This is a genomic window from Alkalibacterium olivapovliticus, assembly GCF_003003275.1.
Taxonomy (GTDB): Bacteria; Bacillota; Bacilli; order Lactobacillales; family Carnobacteriaceae_A; genus Alkalibacterium; species Alkalibacterium olivapovliticum.
On sequence record NZ_PVTO01000023.1, the window covers coordinates 22,072 to 40,594 of the forward strand.

Here is an 18,523-nt window from a genome sequence, read left to right on the forward strand (position 1 = left end):
TTTGATAGGGTTACTTTAGTCCTGTGAATCCAATGTCCATTCGTGCAGGTCGTGTAGAGAGCCTGCCCAGTACTCTTTGATTCCACCATTTAATGCTTCAGATCTTACAGCGAACTGTGAGTCTGAGTAAAGCGGTACGATTGGCATTTCATCTTGAAGGTACTGCTGCAGTTCAGCATAGATTGGGAAACGTTCGTCATAATCTGTTCCAGCCATTCCCTGTTCAAGCAGACCATCGATTGTTGAATCTTCAATACCCATGTTATTGGATGCGCCACCTGTTTGAACATAAGACGCAATGTTAGGGTCTACTGTATGTCCCCAACCCATCAGACCAATATCATAATCAAGGTCATTAGCCATTGCCAACCAAGTAGGGAAATCATATGTCTGCAGATTGACGTCTACTCCGATTTCAGTTAACCACTGCTCGATCAAGTCACCATTTTGTTCACGGACAGCATTTCCTGTCGGTACAACAAAGTCCAGTGTCTGGTTAAAGTCGAATCCGGCTTCTTCAAGTAACTGAGTAGCCATTTCCGGATCGTACGGTAGTGGTTCAAGAGCTTCATCTTTATACGGGCTTGCTGTCGAATAAGTGGATGATAACACTTCTCCGCGTCCTTCAAGCAAGTTGTCTACTGTTAACTCTCTGTTAAATGCGTAGGCAAAGGCCTGACGTACTCGAGGATCAGGAAAACGCTCGTTGTTAATGATCATATACTGACCGTTGAAACTAGGATTTTCTTCCACAACTAATCCATCAATGTCTTCTAGCAATGCTACATCCTGTACGGGAACCATTCCGATTCCGCCTCCAGCAGCCATATGAAGATTGCCTGCCTGAAACTCAGTAATCAAGGCTGTTCCATTCATGACACGGGCATACACTGTTTCAATTGCAGGCGCTCCACGGTGGTAATCAGGATTTGCTTCCAAGTGAACATAATTATCTGTGTCATACTCGACGAACTGATACGCTCCACTGAATACAGTTGGCATAGTTGCCGCTTCTGAGTTAGGAATATCTGCTACTTCAATATCTCCAAAGATATGTTCAGGTGCAATCAGAACATTGAATCCTAAAAATTCAGAAATTAATGCTAAATCGACAGGCTCTTCAGTTGTGATTGTTAAAGTCTTTTCATCTACTATCTCAACCCCTGACAATTCATCTGAGCCTTCAACACGAACACCTGAAGAATCTGTTCCTTGAATCATGGCTGTACTTGTTCCTAAAGTTGTTTCCACTTCAGGATCAGCAATTGTATTCAGTGTAAAGGCTACATCATTAGCTGTTACCGGTTCACCGTCAGTCCAGTTGGCATCCGGATCGATCGTGACTGTGAAGACCTGATTGTCATCTGTTTCAAATGTTGCTAATCCGGGCTCAAAGTCTTCGGCAGTCGGCATAACGAGTAAACTGTCGTAGAAGAAGCGCTGGATCCATGTTCCTGCGACACCAGGACGGTAAAATGGATTGAAACTGTCTGGTGCATTTGTTAACCCAATCATTAATGTAGAGGTATCGCCTTCTTCAACTTCCGGAAGGTCCCCTTCGGCTGTTTCTTCCGTATCGGGATCATCTGCAGCTCCAGTATCATCATCCAAATCAGGAACATCCCCGTTTCCACAAGCTGATAATACGAGCGTTGATGCAAACATAACCGTTCCGTATTTTAACATTTTCTTCATCTTAGACATGTTTTTCTCCCCTTTGTGAGTTATCACCATTTGGCGATCCCCTAATAAAAAATAGTTAGTTGTGATAGACGTTTACTTTTAATGAATCCTTAAACAGGATTCAGGCTGACTGCCTTTCCCCAAAGTGCCTCAGCCTTTCGTTTCCCCTTCAATAGCTTCTCTTAAGCCGTCACCAATAAAGTTGATAGCCAGTACTGCAATAAAAATCAGGATCCCTGCCGGAACCCATCTCCATGGTTCACCAGCCAGTACGCGAAGGGACTGTGCTTCTGATAGAATATTCCCCCAGCTTGGACGTGGTCTTTGAACGCCAACTCCAAGGAAGCTTAATGATGCTTCTGTTAAAATGGCTGTTGCAATACCAAAAGTGGCATTAACCAATATTGGAGATAATACATTTGGCAGTATATGGATGAACAGGAGTCCAGGTGTTGAATACCCTGTCGCAACAGCTGCTAAAACGAAATCCTGCTCTTTCAGCTGCATGACTTGTCCCCTGACTAATCGACAAAGTGGCGGCCAGCTCAGTACCCCCAGTACGAGTGTTACCACCCATATCCCGGAGCCCAGTAATGACACCAGCGTCAGGATGACCATGAAAAACGGAAAGGACATGAAGGCTTCTGTAATACGCATGATCACGCCATCAATGAATCCGCCGAAGTAGCCGGATACGAGTCCGAGTGTGGTTCCGATCATGACATAAATGGAAACAGAACCTAACCCTACTATCATAGATACCTGCGTTCCATGAATCAGTCGTGACAGCACATCTCGTCCAATGTCATCTGTTCCCAGATAGAAGTTATCATAGGGGGCAGCTCTGAATCGCCCAGCTGAGGCATCCCTCGCGTGCGGTGCGATCTGATTGGCAAACACAGCGATCAATACCATTATCAGAAAGATAACCAGACTGACGACTGCCACTTTATTTTTGAAAAATCGTTTAGCAATCGTTTTTATATAACTGTCTCCATCAGTTGCTACTTGTTCAGCTGCATTGCCCGGATAATTCACTCTTTCAACTGCATCGACAAGATGAAACATGGCTTCTGCATTTTTGTTGCCGACATTTTGCGCCATTCATTTCTCCCCCTTTCTAATTGTATTTAATACGTGGATCGACTACTGCATACATGATGTCTACGAATAAGTTTGCAAATAAGACAACGACTGCCGATAACATCGTGATCGCCATTAGCATCGGGTATTCCCTTTGCTGTATCGCCATAATGGTCAGTCGGCCCAAACCTGGCCACTGGAAGATCTGTTCAGTAACGATAGCGCCACCAACTAGTCGGGGCAAGTCTGTTCCAATGATTGTGATCACCGGTATTAAAGCATTCCGTATCCCGTGTCGGGTCAGGATCACTTCTGATGCCAATCCCTTGGCCGTTGCAGTTCGTATATAATTTTCACCATAGACTTGAATCATCGTTGCCCTCATATACCGTGTCATATTGGCGATATAAAATGCCGATAAGACGATGACCGGTAAAATAAGGTGGTGGATAACACTGAAGAAGCCACTCTCTCCTCCTAACTGAGACATTCCCCCAGTCGGGAACCACCCCAGCTGAACGGAGAAAATATAAATCAGTCCTAATCCCAGGAAGAAGTTCGGTATGGATACACCGACAAATGATCCGCCTGTGAGCAGATTATCCACCCATGTTCCGTGTTTCCTGGCACTCAATATGCCTAACGGAATAGCAACAATATAAGAAACCAGCAATGTTGCCCCCATCAGAACGATTGTTGGTCCTACCCTGGAAATCAGGATCGGCAGTACAGGATATCGGGTCGAGTAATTGATGCCCAAATCTCCTTGCAATGCGCGCCCCAGCCATCTGACATACTGAACCGGATACGGCTGGTCAAGACCTAGTGCTCTTCTGGTTGCTTCGATTTGAATCGGTGTTGCATCCGGTGAGACGTAAAGATCTGTCGGATCTCCAGGTGCGAGATTCATCATGATAAAAGCGCCAATAGAAATCATCAGTAAAACTGGAATGGCGGTGAGCAGTCGTTTTATAATGTATTTTTTCATCTTCTTCCCTTCTTTCTGTTCATACGGTCTAACCGGTCACCCTTTTAGATATGTGCTGATAATAGCTAAGAACACTTCGCCTGATCTGAGCAGTGCGCGTTCGTCGATTTCAAATTTAGGATGGTGATGCGGATAAGCATCTTCCTTTTCTGGTGGCTGAGCGCCTACTCTTAAAAAAGCACCCGGTTTTTCTTTTAAGAAATAAGCAAAATCTTCTCCACCCATTGATTCTTTGACTTCTCCAACTTCATTTTCAGGAAAAACACTTAAAAATGACTGTTTGACTTTTTCAACAACCTCCGGAGTATTTTCGATTGCCGGATACCCTTTCGTGTAGTTCAATTCGATTGTTGAGTCATATGCCGCTGCAATATGCTCACTCATTTCTCTGAGTTTGCGTTCAACTTTGTGTTGAACTTCTTCATGCAAGGTCCGGACGGTTCCTTTGATTTCGGTTGAATCAGCGATAATGTTGTATGCTTCTCCACCTGACTGGAAACCTGCAAACGTCAGAACAGCGGGTTTGACCGGGTCAGTCATGCGACTCACGATCTGTTGTAGGTTTGTGACGATCTGTGTGCCGACTGTCAGCGCATCATGTGTATCATGCGGTGCCGCACCGTGACCACCTTTCCCCTGAATCTTCATCAAAAACGAATCAGAATTGGCTGAACCGAATTTGACGTTGTAAAACACTTTATTTAATGGCTGTGTCGCTCCAAGGTGGATGCCAAAGACATAGTCAACGCCTTCCAGTGCCCCATCTTCGACCATCGATTTTGCTCCACCTGGCAGCACTTCTTCTGCGTGCTGATGCAGGAGAACGATATTACCGTGTAGTTCATCTTTATGCCTGGCCATGACTTTAGCTACACTTAAAAGTGCTGCGGTATGTCCATCATGTCCACAGGCATGCATGATCCCTTCGTTTTTTGATTTAAAAGAGAGGTTGACTTCTTCCGTCACTCTTAAAGCATCGAAATCAGCTCTTAGTGCGATAGTCGGCCCAGGATACTTCCCGTTGATCTTTCCGACGATTCCGTATCCATTTCCTACATCTGTCCGTATATCATCCAGTCCGAATGACTCGAGCTTTTCCCTGACGAAACGAGCTGTTTCAACTTCTTCAAAAGAAGGTTCCGGGTGAGCATGCAGGTGTCTCCTCCAGGCAACTGTTTCCAGGTAATTGTCTTTTAATTCTTTAGTCCATTCTTCATATGCCATGAAACATCCCTCTTTCCCGTTTATTCTCCTGCTACGTGCTGTGATTCTTCAACTGTTTTAGTGGGTGCCATTAGATAATGTTCGACAATATCCACAAAGCATTTCCCGCCCACGAGCATGGCGCGTTCATCAAAATCAAACTTCGGATGATGATGAGGGTAGACGATTCCCTTTTCTTCATTACCTGAATGAACAAAAAAGAAAGAGCCTGGTTTTTTCTGTAAGAAGTAAGAGAAGTCTTCGCCGCCCATACGTAACGGGATGGATTCGACTTTAACCTCTTTACGGTTTTCAGTAAATAATGTCTTGATTAGTTCTGTTTCTTCTATATGATTGTATAAAGCTGGATAACCTCTAGTGTAATTGACTTCACATGTGGCGCCGTGAGCCTGGCAGATGCTTTCCGTCATGGTTTTTAATTTTTCTTCTACCAAGTCTCTCAAGTCAGGATCAAAAGTCCGTACCGTTCCTTTTAGCGAAGCCTTATCCGCTATGACGTTATGTGCACCATCTCCTGCTTTAAATGTAGAGAAGGTCAGCACGCCTGATTGGTTTGGATCTTTCTGACGACTGATGATACTTTGAAGCTGATTGACGACGTAAGATGCGACCACAACTGCATCCACTGTTGAACTGGGATGAGCTGCATGTCCGCCTTTCCCCTGAATCGTAATGCTGAAGAAATCAGCTGCTGCCATGGCATAACCGGAACAATAAGAAACTGTTCCATATTCAAGCGGCGACCTCAAATGCAATCCATATACTGCATCCACGTCGTCCAGCACACCAGCATCCACCATCGATTTTCCACCACCAGGTAATACTTCTTCCGCATGCTGGAAAATAAATTTCACTGTCCCCGCTAAATCATTCTCGTGAGCCTTCAATACTTTAGCTACACTAAGTAATGTTGCAGTGTGACCATCATGTCCACAGGCATGCATAACGCCCGGATTTTTTGAAGAGAAGTCCAGCCCTGTTTCCTCTTCAATACGCAATGCGTCGAAATCAGCCCGAAAAGCGATAGTAGGACCATAGTGTTCACCTCTTAAGTAGGCTACAATTCCTCCGCCCCCTACTTCTTCTTCTATTTCTTCATAACCGAATTCTCTAAGTTTCGCTGCTATAAACTGTCTAGTGTTCCACTCTTCAAATGAAGGTTCCGGATTTTCATGCAGATGCCTTCTCCACTTAACCGTTTCAGGAAATAAGTGATTTAAGTCTTCTTCCAGGTTTTCAATTGTCATAACTAAACCACTCCTTAAGAGTTCAATAAGTCTAAATGAGAAAATTATCATTTTTCTTACTGTTTTTTAAAGTTTAAACACTACCGCTATAATTGTCAATTCTTTTTACGATAATATCTATCATTTTTCTATAATTTAATGAGAGAGTTTCTCATTTATTACTTTTATTTAAATAATAGAAGCGTTTTCATATTATTTGTGTCGTTTTTGTGACATATAACCAGTATTATTCATATAGTGCATATTTTTAGCATATAAAACTAATTATTCACTTACATAAAATAAGTGACAAAGTAGTGAACAAAAGATAAGAACATAATGACAGCTTGTTACTTTTTGTTTACTTGTCCCCTAAAAACATCTATTATAATGATTATAAAATATTCATCCCGTAATACTAAAGGTGAATTAAACGAACAGAGGTGACTATATTTGGAAGAATATATAGATTCGGAATATGAAGAATTAGAAGCATATGCAAAGTCACTAGACATGACACCAGAAGAATACGCCCTTAGTCTTCATAAAAAGAACCAGAAAGTTAAATCCGTATTACTAGTAAATGGACATGAATACAAACAGTTTGTAGAAGAATTCCATTCTGTTCTAGATGACATGGTTGCTTATAAAACAGTCAACGCCAAGAAGCAATCTGTTGATGATCAGCTTTTGATTAAGAAGGTCGTTCATATACTTACGTCGACAAGCGCGGATCCAAAAGTGCTTGCCCAACTCTTTCATCACTATCCAGAGGGAATTAACGATAAACTAAATAATCTGTCATCACGGTAAGTTGGTAGGGTGACACATAAAAACAGCCAGATACCTGCATCCAGGTATCTGGCCGTTTTTATAGTGTCTAAGGTAATCTAAATCAAAATAGTAAGGAGATCTGATACATCAATCCGCAAAAGGCGATCAGAAAAATAATCGTTTCTGAGAATTTCCCGGTCGTATAATAGACTTTCCTGAAACCGAACTGAATACGTTTAGAGTAAATCGGCTGAAACCAGGCTACGCCTGTTTTTGAAAAAGAATCTTCTATTAAGTGAGCGATGTAGCCGATTATAAAGTAGTCTCCCCATATAGTCGGGAGGTTTAGAGCTGAAACCAGTAATCCCGTCAGGAAGAGAACAACAGCAGCGCCTGCAAGCGAATGGGCTAATCCTCTGTGGCCAAAGACCATTCCGATGCCATGACTGATGCCGCCCGTCCGGTTCCCAATAAACGATTTAGGGTGATCGATATCTGGAAAAACGGCCCCTATTCCTAAGGCTACAGCCGTTCCAACAGTCAGTTGTCCTGTCGACACCAGTACAGGCATCGCTGCGGCGTAAGTGACCATCAGGTGTGTGTGATAACGCATGGGGGGTACTCCTTCTTTAAAATATTATTAACGTTTTCTTAAACACTCATCAGTTAAAGCAGGCTTTATCTTTTCTTCCTGATTTGAAGCTTAACGGGAGCTGCCTCGAGCCTATATGTAGATTGCGCTTGCGTTGCACTCCTAGACTAAACTGGTTGTGCCTGAACTGTCTATTTCATTTGATTATTTAATAGACGATTTATCAATAATACCATATCAAAACTAACTGTAGAAGGCGTTATGCCTATTTTGATAAATAGCTGAGTCATTGTCCTGGTTGATTTGATATGATGTGAATAGTAAAACTGCTGTACTCAACTAAATGAGTACAGCAGCTCTATTTATAATTAGTCAGTTTTTTTCAGAATCAGTCGATCAGTTTGAAGTGTTTCATCCCTTCAATTAATCCGCCCTTCGTATTGGCGGATGTCACATAGTCAGCAACCTCTTTCACTTCTTCAAGACCATTAGCCATTGCCACACTGTGGTCGACACGTTCCAGCATTTCTTTATCATTTGATCCGTCTCCAAAAGCGTAAAGTGGAACATCTTTCATCTTTATGACTTCAAGCAGAGCATCTATCCCTGTAGCTTTGGAATTGCCTTTGATAATAGTATCAATACTGTAAGGTGTATTACGGTAAAATGATAGTTCTGGGAATGCATCAATAAATGTCTGGTCTACGGAATGATCTTCGCTCAATATCAGCATCATCAGAATTTCCTCTTTTTCATCCAGTGTTTTGTCTATTTCAGGTGGATCCTCATGAATAAAGTTGTAGGCTTTTTTTAAGGTTTCACTGTAGCGAGTAGCTCTGATTTTTTCAGAGTTATACATAGACAGCGGCATAGAGTGTTTATCTGTCATTTGTTTCAGACGATTCACTAACTCTTTTGGCATGACATTCCGGTACACTTCTTCCCCTTCAAATTGAATATATTGACCATTAAGGGTAATAAAAGAGTCGATAATCGTATCTTTCAATACATATTCGATTTCCATCGGGCTTCTACCAGTCGCTATAAAAGGGACAGCGCCTTTTCTCTTCAACTCGACAAGCGCTTCCTTTACATTCTCATCAACTTGGGATTCTTCATTTAACAACGTTCCATCTAAATCAAAAAACACTAATGCAGTGGGTTTCATTCAATTTCTCCTCGTATTGTATAGTTTGAACTCTTCACTCAGATTGCTGAAGAGACTGTGATTCCTCTTTTATTCAGGGTGGTGTATAGACGATTCGTAAACTGGACCGCTTTAGGATTGTCCCCATGAACACAAATGGAGTCAGGCTGAAGCTCGATCCATTTTCCTGATAGGGTTTGTATATTTCCTTCTTCGACCAGTTTGACCATACGTTCCACAGCTAATGCTTCATCTTCTATGAGCGCATTCGGCTGACTTCTGGGAACTAGAGTGCCATCATCTTGATAATGACGGTCAGCAAACACTTCCTGTGCATAAGGCAAATTAATATCGCGTGCTGCTCTGATCAGTTCACTGCCTGCCAGTCCATAAAGTATCAGATCGGGATCCACCTCTTTGATTGCTTCACAGATAGCTAAAGCTAAATGATAGTCTCTTGCTGCCATATTGTAGAGTGCACCATGGGGTTTGACGTGATGCAGCTTACCTGTTTTACTGAAGGCAGCCAATGCTCCAACCTGGTACTTCACGTCATTTTTAGCTTCTTCAGGTGAAATTACCATATCACGCCGACCGAACCCAATCAAGTCAGGCAATCCAGGATGGGCGCCCAAAGCAACCCCATGCTGTTCGGCAGACTTGACTGTTTCAGCCATTACCATCGGATCTGATGCATGAAAGCCACAGGCAATGTTGGCGGATGATATGTACGGCATGATTTTTGCATCCATTCCCATAACGTATGGACCGAAGCTTTCCCCCAAATCACAGTTGACATCTACTTTTATCATTTAATTTTCTCACTCCTATTAATTCAGCTTCTCGTTACCTCAGCTCTCGCTATCCAGTTCCACTTCCATGAGCGGCATGCCATATTCGACCATCTGATCATTCTCTACATAAATAGACCGCACAATGCCATTTGTAAAGGCAATCACATCATTGGATATCTTCAATGCTTCTATTCTACCAACTACCTGTCCCACGACGACATGATCCCCTTCTTTTATATATAATTGATTTCCTCGCTCAGAATGGGTGAAATATACCCCGACAAGTGTTGACTGCATCAGTTCAGTATCCGGCTTTTCAACTGGTGTGTTTTCACCTAAGCGGTCGGTTTCAGGCATCTCTAACTGAGGTTGCCGTTTATCCAGCTTCACTTTAACAAGATTACTTTCGTAGGAGAAGTACGTCAGCTTTGATTTGTCGACTCTACGAATAACATCTTTAATTTGGTCAGGATTCCACTCTATGTGATTATCCTGTTTTAGTTTATCATTAGACACTTTCTCACTCACTTCTTTTCTCTCTGGATCAGTCAGCTGTGCTGCCCATTGACTGAAGAGCTCTTCCTGCTCAGCCAGTAAATCTTGCGCCTCTTTTAAAGGAATGCTAACAAATGTGATCTTTTTTCCAGGCCTGCACTGAACCATCTTGGGTATATCAACACTGCAGATGGTTCCGATAACGGGATAGCCGCCTGTTGTCTGCCGATCAGCTAAGAGAACGATCGGCTTTCCATCAGGCGGGATTTGAATATCACCTAATACCGTTGCTTCAGATAGACTTTCCTGCTGATGATCCGGTTCGACAGCCTGCCCTTCCAGCCTGTACCCCATCCGGTCCGCTTTTACAGAAACTGAATAGTCGTTTTGACAAAACAGCTCCTGCGTTCCTTCTTCAAAGTGCGTATCGTCTTCAGTTGGCACGTACCGGATGATCTCTGAATCAAATAGATCGCTAAGTATTTCTAGGGACATGATTAATGACTGACTTTCGATTAAAGTATTGCTAATCGTTTTAAATTGAATCGTATCACCCGACTTTAAGGCCCTTCCTTCCAGACCTCCAATGCCATAGCGTGTACTTGTAGACTGACTGCCCATTACTTCAGGTATTTTCAGTCCGCCGAAAAAGCCAACATAGGAGAACATGCCGCTTTTCAAGAGGTCAGTCGTGAGCTCATCTCCCGCTTCTACGTGAACGGCTTGATACATTGTGATCGGCACACCGTTTAACCTGGGACTGCAGTCCGCTCCAGTAATGGCTAAGGTAGTTGGCTCTGAAAAAGAGAAGCTCCCTCCTTGGACTGCCATCTCTATTACTGCTTCATTATGGGTATTGCCAACCAGTAGATTAGCCAATCTGTAAGAAAACTGATCCATTGCGCCTGAAACGGAAAAACCGTAACGCTGATACCCGCTTCTTCCCTGGTCTTGAATAGTCGTCTGCATGCCGCTACGCGTTACCTGGATCCCCATAGCCATCCTCCTCGATCTTGACCTTACACTGATAGGTATTAGTATAAACCTGTTGCCGGATCATGTCATACTCTTTTATAGAAACTGGCCTGAAGCGGATGTAATCGCCAGCTTCATATAAAAAAGGCGACTCCCGATCGGCATCAAACAGCTGAACAGGTGTGGACCCGATCAGTCGCCATCCACCCGGAGATGCCACCGGGTATATGCCTGTCTGGCTCCCAGCGATCCCTACTGCCCCTGCCTGAATTTTATGCCGCGGTGTCCTTAACCTGGGCATGCTTAGGACTGGATTCAGCCCGCCTAAGTAGGCAAAGCCAGGCAGGAAACCCAGCATATAGATTAGATAGTCCCGTTCACTATGCAGCTGGATGACGTCTTCTGCAGACAATCCTGCATGATTAGCCACGTCTTTCAGATCGATTCCGAACTGCTCATCGTAGCAGACGGGTATCTCAATGATTCTCTTTTTCATTCTAGGTATCTTTTGACTAACCGACAGCAAGGACCATATGGTTTCAGATAGCGTTTCATAGTCAGTTTGTAAGGCATCATACAGAACCGTCAGCGTCCGAAAAGCAGGAATGGTTTCCCTAATGCCTGGGATATCCTTCTGTGAAATCGCATCATCAAGCTGACTCACCTGTTTATGTATGGTCTGATCGATTTTGTTCTCAAACACTATCCTGAGTGACTGATCGCCAGCTGGAAACATACTTACCTTAGACATCCAATCATCCTTTCCCAGACTCTTTTTACTTTTTCTATCGTATAATCTGTTTAAAATCTCATTATCTATTATTTAGAAGTACTCAATCCTAATTCTTAAAAATGAAAAACAAAAACCCAATAAAGGAATACAGACGGGTGAGGACTCTGCATCTGCTTTATTGGGAGTTTATCATATTATTGCCTTTAACGGTGTATCTATTTTCCTGAAACAAGCCAGATGAACCTCAAAACTAACTATTACTCACCTGTATTGATACATAAAACGTTCCATATAGTAGATAAATGTCTGATTATAAAAACCGGAGAAATACAAATCACTGCCATGTGCACCGTAAGGCATCCAGATAATGGCACTTTCTGTATTACCTTGTTCTAGATAAGCCTCTCGAAATAGTTTGGCTACCTGTGGATCGACAATGGCATCTTTATCCCCTTGATAAATCAGAGCCGGAGGACTGTCTTCTTCAACCATTAAAGCCGGGTCGACTAACCCCTCTTCTCCAGTCAAGTCACGGTACTGAGCTAAGCCGTTTGCAGGATAAAAAGGGATCAGCCCGCTCACTGTCAGTCTTGAATCGATTGTGTCATCATATTGATTCCCTGATAAGCCAAGAGCATTTCCTAAATGTCCACCGGCAGACCCACCTGATATGAATACCGAGTCAATGTCAGCTCCATACTCTTCATGATGATCAGCAAGATACGTCGTAAACAACCCTAAATGACGAACCATATCATCTATTGAAAAAGCACCTGCCACTTCGTCAGCAACTTCCGCAAACTCAACAAACTGATCCTGATCATTCAAGCCATACTGCACATCGAAAACCACATAGCCTTGAGCCGCAAAGTATTTATTCATCTGGGGGAAATTCCCTTCGCCTTTGCCACCGGTATCCCATCCACCGCCGTGAATCCGGATCAGAGTAGCCCCTTCACCCGGCAAATCAGCTGCATCTTCTAAAGGGGTATAGACATCAAAGCGCAGTTCCAGTCCCTCATCCACTCATTCTGTCCCTTCATAATAGAGAATATCCTCTGTGAGAGCATAGTTTTCTGAAGGAAGTCCAAAAAAATAAGCGGGAATCGAAAGGGGTCCCTCTCTGAAAGTAGACAGATTATTTTCAAACGTTTCCCACTCATTACCAAATGCTTCGGTGAAGTTGTCCTCTGCATCGTTCAGTTGTGAGGGAATCGACAAGAAGGGCAAAGCAAATACCACAAACAATACGACTCCAACAGCTGACACACTATAAGACAGAACAGGTTTGTCTTTAGATGACATGACTTTCAAGAGCAGCCCAGCAGAGTTGAGGAAAATAAGGCTGTAAAACAAACTATACTGAGAAACAGCAACTTCCGCTAATCCTGAACTGGTTCGAGTCACCAGCACATAAGCTAAATAGCACCCGGTCAACAGAACAACACTTAACAGGACCTGCATAACCACTTGGCTTACCTTCTTTAGTTTGCTTTCCCTGCTGTAGGTGAATGTCCTTTTATGTCTACTGTAGCGCCTCTTTTTTGGTACAGGTGTACCTGTGATTCCTACTCCAACTGCTAAAATCACCATCATGATGACAGCAGACAGCACACTTCTGGATGACTGATTCGTCGGATTCAAGGATACTATCGTATTGATCAGCATAACGGCAAACAGCCCAACAGTGGACAGCAGGAGATAGGAGATATCCAGTTTGCTATACCTGCTACCATATACACTAGCCACACTTGTCCCAATCAGCGAAACCAAAAGTAACCCACCATACCCATTCCACCAGACACTGTCTCCTGGAAATAATCAGTAGATGACCGTTAGTACGAGAGATACGCTGTTTAGAACACATAAACTTTTAAAGAACTTGGTCATTTGATTCCTCCACTATTTGCTGAGTATACGTCGTCTTTATTATTTATCATTACCTTAAAATGTAACACACTATCAGAGTGCCTCCCAAAATATAAGCATTCGTGGTGAGATTACAGGTCGTTCTTTACTTCTTAATATGCCATAATGGTGTCAGGTTAAAACGTGTAAAATGAGCACCCTGAGAATCAAATCAGCGACTAGCTAATGCAAGGGATTTGATCTGAACATCTACTAACCACTTAGGAGGATTAACCATGGCAGACAATTTAAAAGATATCTATTCAAGAGACTTTCTCCTGGAATTGGCTAGTAAAGTAGAAACAGTCTACAGCGGATTTCAGACAACTGATTTCGTGGCGGCGGTTTTGGACGACAACTGGAGCGCGTTATCTGTCAGAGGACGTTCAAAAGCTATCGCTGAAAAGCTGGGATATTTCTTACCACCAAATTACGAAGACGCTCTAGAGGTTTTGTTTAAGGTCGCAGAAGACTGCAGCGGGTTCCCTTATCTCTTCTTTCCTGATTTTGTCACAGTATTTGGACATGAAAACAGGTATTGGGATTTATCCATGCTGGCACTTGAAACGTTCACGCGATGCTCTTCTTCTGAATTTGCCATAAGACCGTTCCTGCTAAACGATCCCGAGCGCACAATGAAACAGATGACGCAATGGGCACTCCATTCCAATGAACATGTCAGAAGATTGGCCAGTGAAGGATGCCGCCCGCGACTCCCTTGGGCAGAAGCCCTGCCTCTATTCAAAGCAAATCCGGAACCTGTTTTATCTATTTTAAATCTGCTTAAGGAAGATCGTTCATTATATGTACGAAAAAGCGTGGCCAATAATCTCAATGATATTTCAAAAGATCATCCGGACCTTATCCTAAAGACCGCACGGACCTGGCTCGGGATAAGCTCTGATACAGATTGGATAGTCAGACGGGGCTGCAGGACTTTAATAAAAAATACAAACCCTGACATCATGACATTGTTCGGTTATGTACTCGACCCAAAAGTTATCAGTAATGCTAAAATTTCATCTTCACCTGAATCAGTATCTCTCGGCGAGCAAAGTGAATTTACCTACACCATTACACTGGAGTTAAAGGAGGAAACGAATCTTCGCATCGAATACGCCATTGATTTCGTCAAATCAAATGGACAGGGTAGTCGAAAAGCATTTCATATTTCAGATAAAACCGTGACTGGTAAAACGACCCTTACAGGAGTCAAGCGGTACAAATGGAATGACCTCACGACGCGCCGTCACTATGCAGGTCATCATCACATCGTCCTTTTAGTAAACGGTATTGAAGTGGCCAAAACAGCTGTAACATTGAGCGTCTGACTGACTGTCAGGTGTACCTTGGGGGTTCTCTGACTATCCCTTTTATTCATCAAAAAACGCTCAGTCTTAGTGACCAAGCGTTACGTTTATTGCATGATTAGATTGTTCCTATTTTCTTACCGCCGCGCTCTTCTTCCCATTTCTTTAGAACACGTTCCTCATCCGGATTACGAGGTCGTTTTCGAGTCGCGGTATCATATAGGTTAAGCCCGACTAGCTTGTTAGCTTTATCAACTTCTGAAAGTGTGACACCTTTGGGTTTAATCACTCTTCCATTCTTATTTTTGACTTTAACCATCTATTCCCCTCCTCTTCTTTCTTTAATAATAACAAGCCGTTACTCTTTTTTACACCACAGTATTCAGATACTGAAAAAACTACCTGTAAACTATTTATATATACTGGTTTTCAGGTAGTTTTCTATCCGCGTATTACTTACTTATAGAGTTGAGGACTCGGCTCATTGTCCAGCCACCTTGATACTCATGTATCTGCGTTCATAGTTCTACTAGTAGAATTTTCACTTTGTATTAGCAGTAAAAAAACTAACTCCAGAATTTACTGTAGCTTAATAACCCACAGCATTTCTCATATTGATAAGCTCTTCCAGTATTGTTGGCTGATAAGACAAGTGCTCGCTTTTCATAATTGACTCATAGGCTTCTATAGTCTTGTTTTCTGCCATAAGCTGATGATAGTGACTCACATCTTCCACCCATTGCTCGTAAAAGAAGATTTGATCATATGGTCCATTTTCTGAGGCTTCTAGTGCTTCTAATGCCATAGTTGCTGCCTCTTTTGAGTCAGTGAGTACGAGCATATAAGACAGGTTCAGTAAGCTATCTGTGGTCGGATTTACTTGAATATGCTCTCGTCTAGCTGTGATCGCTTCGTCCCAATTGTTATTTACTTCATGCATTAATGCAGACTGCTGCCAAGCAAAATTATGGTAGGGAATGTCCTCGAGCACTTCTTCATAAAGGCTTTCCGCTTCCTGATAGTCTCCGTCAATCGACCAAGTATTCCAGGCTAAATTCAGTTTTTGGTCAACTGAAGAAACCGTCTGATGCAGCTCAGTTAATTTTAGCCCCGTCGTCTTGTCAAAGCTTTGAGCGAAGTCCCCCGTTTCTTTTTGATGCAGCAAAATCTCCGGCAGTACAGAGGGATTACCGTGCCTTCCAATGATATACTCAACTGCTAGATAAGCCTGATAGTAAACATCGTTAGTCTCCCGAGCTTGATTCCATTCGAAGGATGTTTGTAAATCGAGAAAACTGATATTTGAATCTCTTTCTTCCGGAAGTCTCATACTACTGATGATACGATTCCTCATTAGCTCGGCTATTCCTTCATTAATCCAGACAGGAACCTCATGATATTTCAAATCTTCCTGCTCTATAAACAGGTCTAAAAGATAATGACTGTATTCATGGATGAACGTCTCAACAACGTAAAAGTCTTCTTCCATAGCATTGACTCCATCATAATACATGATCGTTCGCTTTCGATTAGGGTCATATAATCCTGCATCCTCTGTTTTAATGGTAGGATTTAACTGATAATAATCATCGGCATTTCTCAAGACAAGAACTTCCAGTGGCTTAACTTTTTGAATCTCATGTCCGTAAATTTCTTTTTCCAATTCTTCTATGGCAGCTAATGCAGTCACCATTCTCTCAACCGACACCTCAGTGTCAGGGTGGTACCGAAATGTGATATGATTCGTTTCTAAAACAGGATAATCCTGAGTAAACGAACTGATTTCTTTTTCATTTGAGGATAAAGCGTTATGTACAAAACTCATCTTTTCCATTGCCGACAGGGGGCCAAACTCTTCCTGAATGACGATATTGCCAGACCATGTAATAAGCAGAATTAAACTAATGACTACACAATCGGTAAGTACCATAATAAGGTTGAATCGTCCTGATGTCTTTAACCATCGAGTTTTCCCTTTAATCAATCCTATTAGCGCATCAATAAAAATTGCCAACAAAAGGATAAATCCTACAATAAAAATAATCGTGCCCACTGTAGGTCCAACAAATATGTATGTAAATAAAATGATTCCAGTCATCACTACAAATCGTATGACTGATACCAGCATGTGTTTGATGCTTTCCATCTGATCCACTCCTCATGTGGCTTATCTATATATTTGCTAAAGTATACCATATTGAAAAAAGATAATAGTGACTAATTAAAATGTATGTGACCGGATATAAGTATTCACGCTTGCTAAAAATAGGTGAAATTCGACTGATGAAGGATTAGTTTGGTATTTTTTTAAGGTTGTTCAGAAATAAAAAAGATGCTGTATTCAACTTAATGAATACAGCATCTTTTTCAATTATGGAGTTGAGGGGGCTCATCTAATCCCCCTCGCATCAACGTTTATAGTTATATAGTAATTGTTTTGGTAATGGTTTAGACTAAATTTTCACGCATACGCCTATGCTTTGTGATGTTACTTCAGTAATTATTTTAAATGAATATCTGTAAATAATATAGACATCATGATCTTTAACCTTTAATTTTTGGTATTTTAATATTTCCAGATTTAACACCTAGAATTGCAGCTCCTAATACTAATGCACCGGTCGCAATTGACCCACCATATTTAACCAAGCTATCTAGTAATCTTTTGTTTTCTGTGTCTTTAGTAGCCATCCTGTCTGCTACTAAAATCATTTCTTTAACAATCCATTTTCTTTCTTCTTCATTTATGTGTTCCTTCTGAAGTAGAAAGCTTAATTCATTCAACACTTTTCGATATGCATCTAAAGAAGCATTGTTACTATCATCATTTGACTTTACAGTTTCATCAACAAGAAGCTTTAATTGCCCAACAACAGTATTTCCAAAATCTACAAACGAGGGAAATTGTCTAATAATCTCAATTGCAACTTCTTTATCCATGTTAGGTATTAATGAAACAAATTCCATAATCTTATCTTTAGAAAGATTTCTAAAGTCTTTTATTCCTAATGCACTCTTAACCTCGTCACCGCTTACTAAAGTTTTAGTCATTACACTCACCCTCTTATAAGAATTACTACCCAAGTTAAATATTCTTCAACAGAAGTCTCTTATTAAACTATTACCTTTTCTATTTATTCAAAATTAATCATTCATTATTTTGTGCTTGCGTATTTCTAATTAACTTAATTCTATAATCGATTGCTAAGATTGATATTAATGTACTTACTGTAGCAAACCTTAACTGACTATTTAATAAATATTCTCTACCATGAATTGCTTCATTTCTTATGTTCAAAGAGTTGCTATTATACATCGTATTATAGACAAAAAGTAAATCAGGAATGTTTTCAAATGAATTGGATGATCTATAAATATTTTCAATCATTTTCTTCAACAAAGTACTAGGATCATTGTATTTCATGAAATCCCTCATGTTATTTTTATAAGGAGAAATACCTATTATTTTAGACAGGTCTCTAATTTTAATTTCGAGGAGAGTGTAAAATATTTTGTGTAAATAGAAAAAAGGAAGTCCCTTCTGTAGAATAGAGTTACCACACTAAATTCACAGAAAAGAGGACTTCCCTA

18 protein-coding genes are annotated in these 18,523 nt (G+C 41.6%); 2 read left to right on the forward strand and 16 right to left on the reverse strand.

The window, feature by feature from the left end; all coding sequences use genetic code 11:
• Positions 1–15: 15 nt before the first annotated feature.
• The 5 genes from CLV38_RS10305 to CLV38_RS10325 all read right to left on the reverse strand — a co-directional run bounded on the left by CLV38_RS10305 (position 16) and on the right by CLV38_RS10325 (position 6,225).
• Positions 16–1,704, reverse strand: coding sequence for an ABC transporter substrate-binding protein (locus tag CLV38_RS10305; protein WP_170068882.1), 1,689 nt, complete (start codon positions 1,702–1,704; stop codon positions 16–18).
• 129 nt (positions 1,705–1,833) lie between these two features.
• A complete protein-coding gene (locus CLV38_RS10310; protein WP_245920582.1) occupies positions 1,834–2,787 on the reverse strand; it encodes an ABC transporter permease in 954 nt (317 codons plus the stop codon).
• Positions 2,788–2,803: 16 nt separating this feature from the next.
• Positions 2,804–3,754, reverse strand: coding sequence for an ABC transporter permease (locus CLV38_RS10315; protein ID WP_106195182.1), 951 nt, complete (start codon positions 3,752–3,754; stop codon positions 2,804–2,806).
• Positions 3,755–3,790: 36 nt separating this feature from the next.
• Positions 3,791–4,978, reverse strand: a complete 1,188-nt coding sequence (locus tag CLV38_RS10320; RefSeq protein ID WP_106195185.1) for an amidohydrolase — start codon at positions 4,976–4,978, stop codon at positions 3,791–3,793.
• 20 nt (positions 4,979–4,998) lie between these two features.
• Positions 4,999–6,225 (reverse strand): amidohydrolase, encoded by a 1,227-nt coding sequence (locus CLV38_RS10325; RefSeq protein ID WP_106195188.1) that lies wholly within the window; start codon positions 6,223–6,225, stop codon positions 4,999–5,001.
• 432 nt (positions 6,226–6,657) lie between these two features.
• Here CLV38_RS10325 and CLV38_RS10330 point away from each other — a divergent pair, with 432 nt between their 5' ends.
• The gene (locus tag CLV38_RS10330; protein WP_106195191.1) at positions 6,658–7,017 is read left to right on the forward strand and encodes a hypothetical protein; all 360 of its coding nucleotides are present in this window, start codon (positions 6,658–6,660) and stop codon (positions 7,015–7,017) included.
• 82 nt (positions 7,018–7,099) lie between these two features.
• Here the strand turns inward: CLV38_RS10330 and CLV38_RS10335 are convergent, their stop codons facing one another.
• The 7 genes from CLV38_RS10335 to CLV38_RS10365 form a co-directional block, all read right to left on the reverse strand.
• Entirely contained in the window at positions 7,100–7,591 is a 492-nt protein-coding gene (locus tag CLV38_RS10335) for a metal-dependent hydrolase (RefSeq protein WP_106195194.1), read from the reverse strand.
• A gap of 367 nt (positions 7,592–7,958) precedes the next feature.
• Positions 7,959–8,738, reverse strand: a complete 780-nt coding sequence (locus tag CLV38_RS10340; protein WP_106195197.1) for a Cof-type HAD-IIB family hydrolase — start codon at positions 8,736–8,738, stop codon at positions 7,959–7,961.
• A gap of 38 nt (positions 8,739–8,776) precedes the next feature.
• Positions 8,777–9,529, reverse strand: coding sequence for a LamB/YcsF family protein (locus tag CLV38_RS10345; RefSeq protein ID WP_106195200.1), 753 nt, complete (start codon positions 9,527–9,529; stop codon positions 8,777–8,779).
• Positions 9,530–9,568: 39 nt separating this feature from the next.
• Positions 9,569–11,002 carry a 5-oxoprolinase/urea amidolyase family protein gene (locus tag CLV38_RS10350; RefSeq protein WP_170068883.1) on the reverse strand — a complete coding sequence of 478 codons (1,434 nt, stop codon included), beginning with the start codon at positions 11,000–11,002 and terminating at the stop codon, positions 9,569–9,571.
• A complete protein-coding gene (pxpB, locus tag CLV38_RS10355; protein ID WP_106195206.1) occupies positions 10,980–11,732 on the reverse strand; it encodes a 5-oxoprolinase subunit PxpB in 753 nt (250 codons plus the stop codon). The genes CLV38_RS10350 and pxpB overlap by 23 nt, the downstream gene beginning before the upstream one ends.
• Positions 11,733–11,975: 243 nt before the next feature.
• On the reverse strand, positions 11,976–12,740 hold the full coding sequence (locus tag CLV38_RS10360) for an alpha/beta hydrolase (protein ID WP_106195209.1): 765 nt from the start codon (positions 12,738–12,740) through the stop codon (positions 11,976–11,978).
• Positions 12,741–13,487: a hypothetical protein gene (locus tag CLV38_RS10365; RefSeq protein ID WP_106195212.1), complete on the reverse strand. Its 747-nt coding sequence runs from the start codon at positions 13,485–13,487 to the stop codon at positions 12,741–12,743.
• 371 nt (positions 13,488–13,858) lie between these two features.
• On the opposite strand from CLV38_RS10365, the gene CLV38_RS10370 reads away from it, so the two are divergent.
• Entirely contained in the window at positions 13,859–14,953 is a 1,095-nt protein-coding gene (locus CLV38_RS10370) for a DNA alkylation repair protein (protein WP_106195215.1), read from the forward strand.
• Between the two features lie 97 nt (positions 14,954–15,050).
• Here the strand turns inward: CLV38_RS10370 and CLV38_RS10375 are convergent, their stop codons facing one another.
• The 4 genes from CLV38_RS10375 to CLV38_RS10390 form a co-directional block, all read right to left on the reverse strand.
• Positions 15,051–15,251, reverse strand: coding sequence for a hypothetical protein (locus CLV38_RS10375; RefSeq protein WP_106195219.1), 201 nt, complete (start codon positions 15,249–15,251; stop codon positions 15,051–15,053).
• 270 nt (positions 15,252–15,521) lie between these two features.
• On the reverse strand, positions 15,522–17,078 hold the full coding sequence (locus CLV38_RS10380; protein WP_106195222.1) for a collagenase: 1,557 nt from the start codon (positions 17,076–17,078) through the stop codon (positions 15,522–15,524).
• Positions 17,079–17,476: 398 nt separating this feature from the next.
• Positions 17,477–17,983: a hypothetical protein gene (locus tag CLV38_RS10385; RefSeq protein WP_106195225.1), complete on the reverse strand. Its 507-nt coding sequence runs from the start codon at positions 17,981–17,983 to the stop codon at positions 17,477–17,479.
• Positions 17,984–18,080: 97 nt separating this feature from the next.
• Entirely contained in the window at positions 18,081–18,356 is a 276-nt protein-coding gene (locus CLV38_RS10390) for a hypothetical protein (RefSeq protein WP_106195228.1), read from the reverse strand.
• Positions 18,357–18,523: the final 167 nt, after the last annotated feature.

Excerpts from the sequence above, each read along its gene's own strand:
- CLV38_RS10390 (WP_106195228.1), bottom strand. The coding sequence starts at position 18,356 with ATGAAATACAATGATCCTAGTACTTTGTTGAAGAAAATGATTGAAAAT.
- CLV38_RS10385 (WP_106195225.1), bottom strand. The coding sequence starts at position 17,983 with ATGACTAAAACTTTAGTAAGCGGTGACGAGGTTAAGAGTGCATTAGGA.
- CLV38_RS10340 (WP_106195197.1), bottom strand. The coding sequence starts at position 8,738 with ATGAAACCCACTGCATTAGTGTTTTTTGATTTAGATGGAACGTTGTTA.
- CLV38_RS10315 (WP_106195182.1), bottom strand. The coding sequence starts at position 3,754 with ATGAAAAAATACATTATAAAACGACTGCTCACCGCCATTCCAGTTTTA.
- CLV38_RS10305 (WP_170068882.1), bottom strand. The coding sequence starts at position 1,704 with ATGTCTAAGATGAAGAAAATGTTAAAATACGGAACGGTTATGTTTGCA.
- CLV38_RS10345 (WP_106195200.1), bottom strand. The coding sequence starts at position 9,529 with ATGATAAAAGTAGATGTCAACTGTGATTTGGGGGAAAGCTTCGGTCCA.
- CLV38_RS10375 (WP_106195219.1), bottom strand. The coding sequence starts at position 15,251 with ATGGTTAAAGTCAAAAATAAGAATGGAAGAGTGATTAAACCCAAAGGT.
- CLV38_RS10350 (WP_170068883.1), bottom strand. The coding sequence starts at position 11,002 with ATGGGGATCCAGGTAACGCGTAGCGGCATGCAGACGACTATTCAAGAC.
- CLV38_RS10320 (WP_106195185.1), bottom strand. The coding sequence starts at position 4,978 with ATGGCATATGAAGAATGGACTAAAGAATTAAAAGACAATTACCTGGAA.
- CLV38_RS10380 (WP_106195222.1), bottom strand. The coding sequence starts at position 17,078 with ATGGAAAGCATCAAACACATGCTGGTATCAGTCATACGATTTGTAGTG.
- CLV38_RS10325 (WP_106195188.1), bottom strand. The coding sequence starts at position 6,225 with ATGACAATTGAAAACCTGGAAGAAGACTTAAATCACTTATTTCCTGAA.
- CLV38_RS10310 (WP_245920582.1), bottom strand. The coding sequence starts at position 2,787 with ATGGCGCAAAATGTCGGCAACAAAAATGCAGAAGCCATGTTTCATCTT.
- pxpB (WP_106195206.1), bottom strand. The coding sequence starts at position 11,732 with ATGTCTAAGGTAAGTATGTTTCCAGCTGGCGATCAGTCACTCAGGATA.
- CLV38_RS10335 (WP_106195194.1), bottom strand. The coding sequence starts at position 7,591 with ATGCGTTATCACACACACCTGATGGTCACTTACGCCGCAGCGATGCCT.
- CLV38_RS10370 (WP_106195215.1), top strand. The coding sequence starts at position 13,859 with ATGGCAGACAATTTAAAAGATATCTATTCAAGAGACTTTCTCCTGGAA.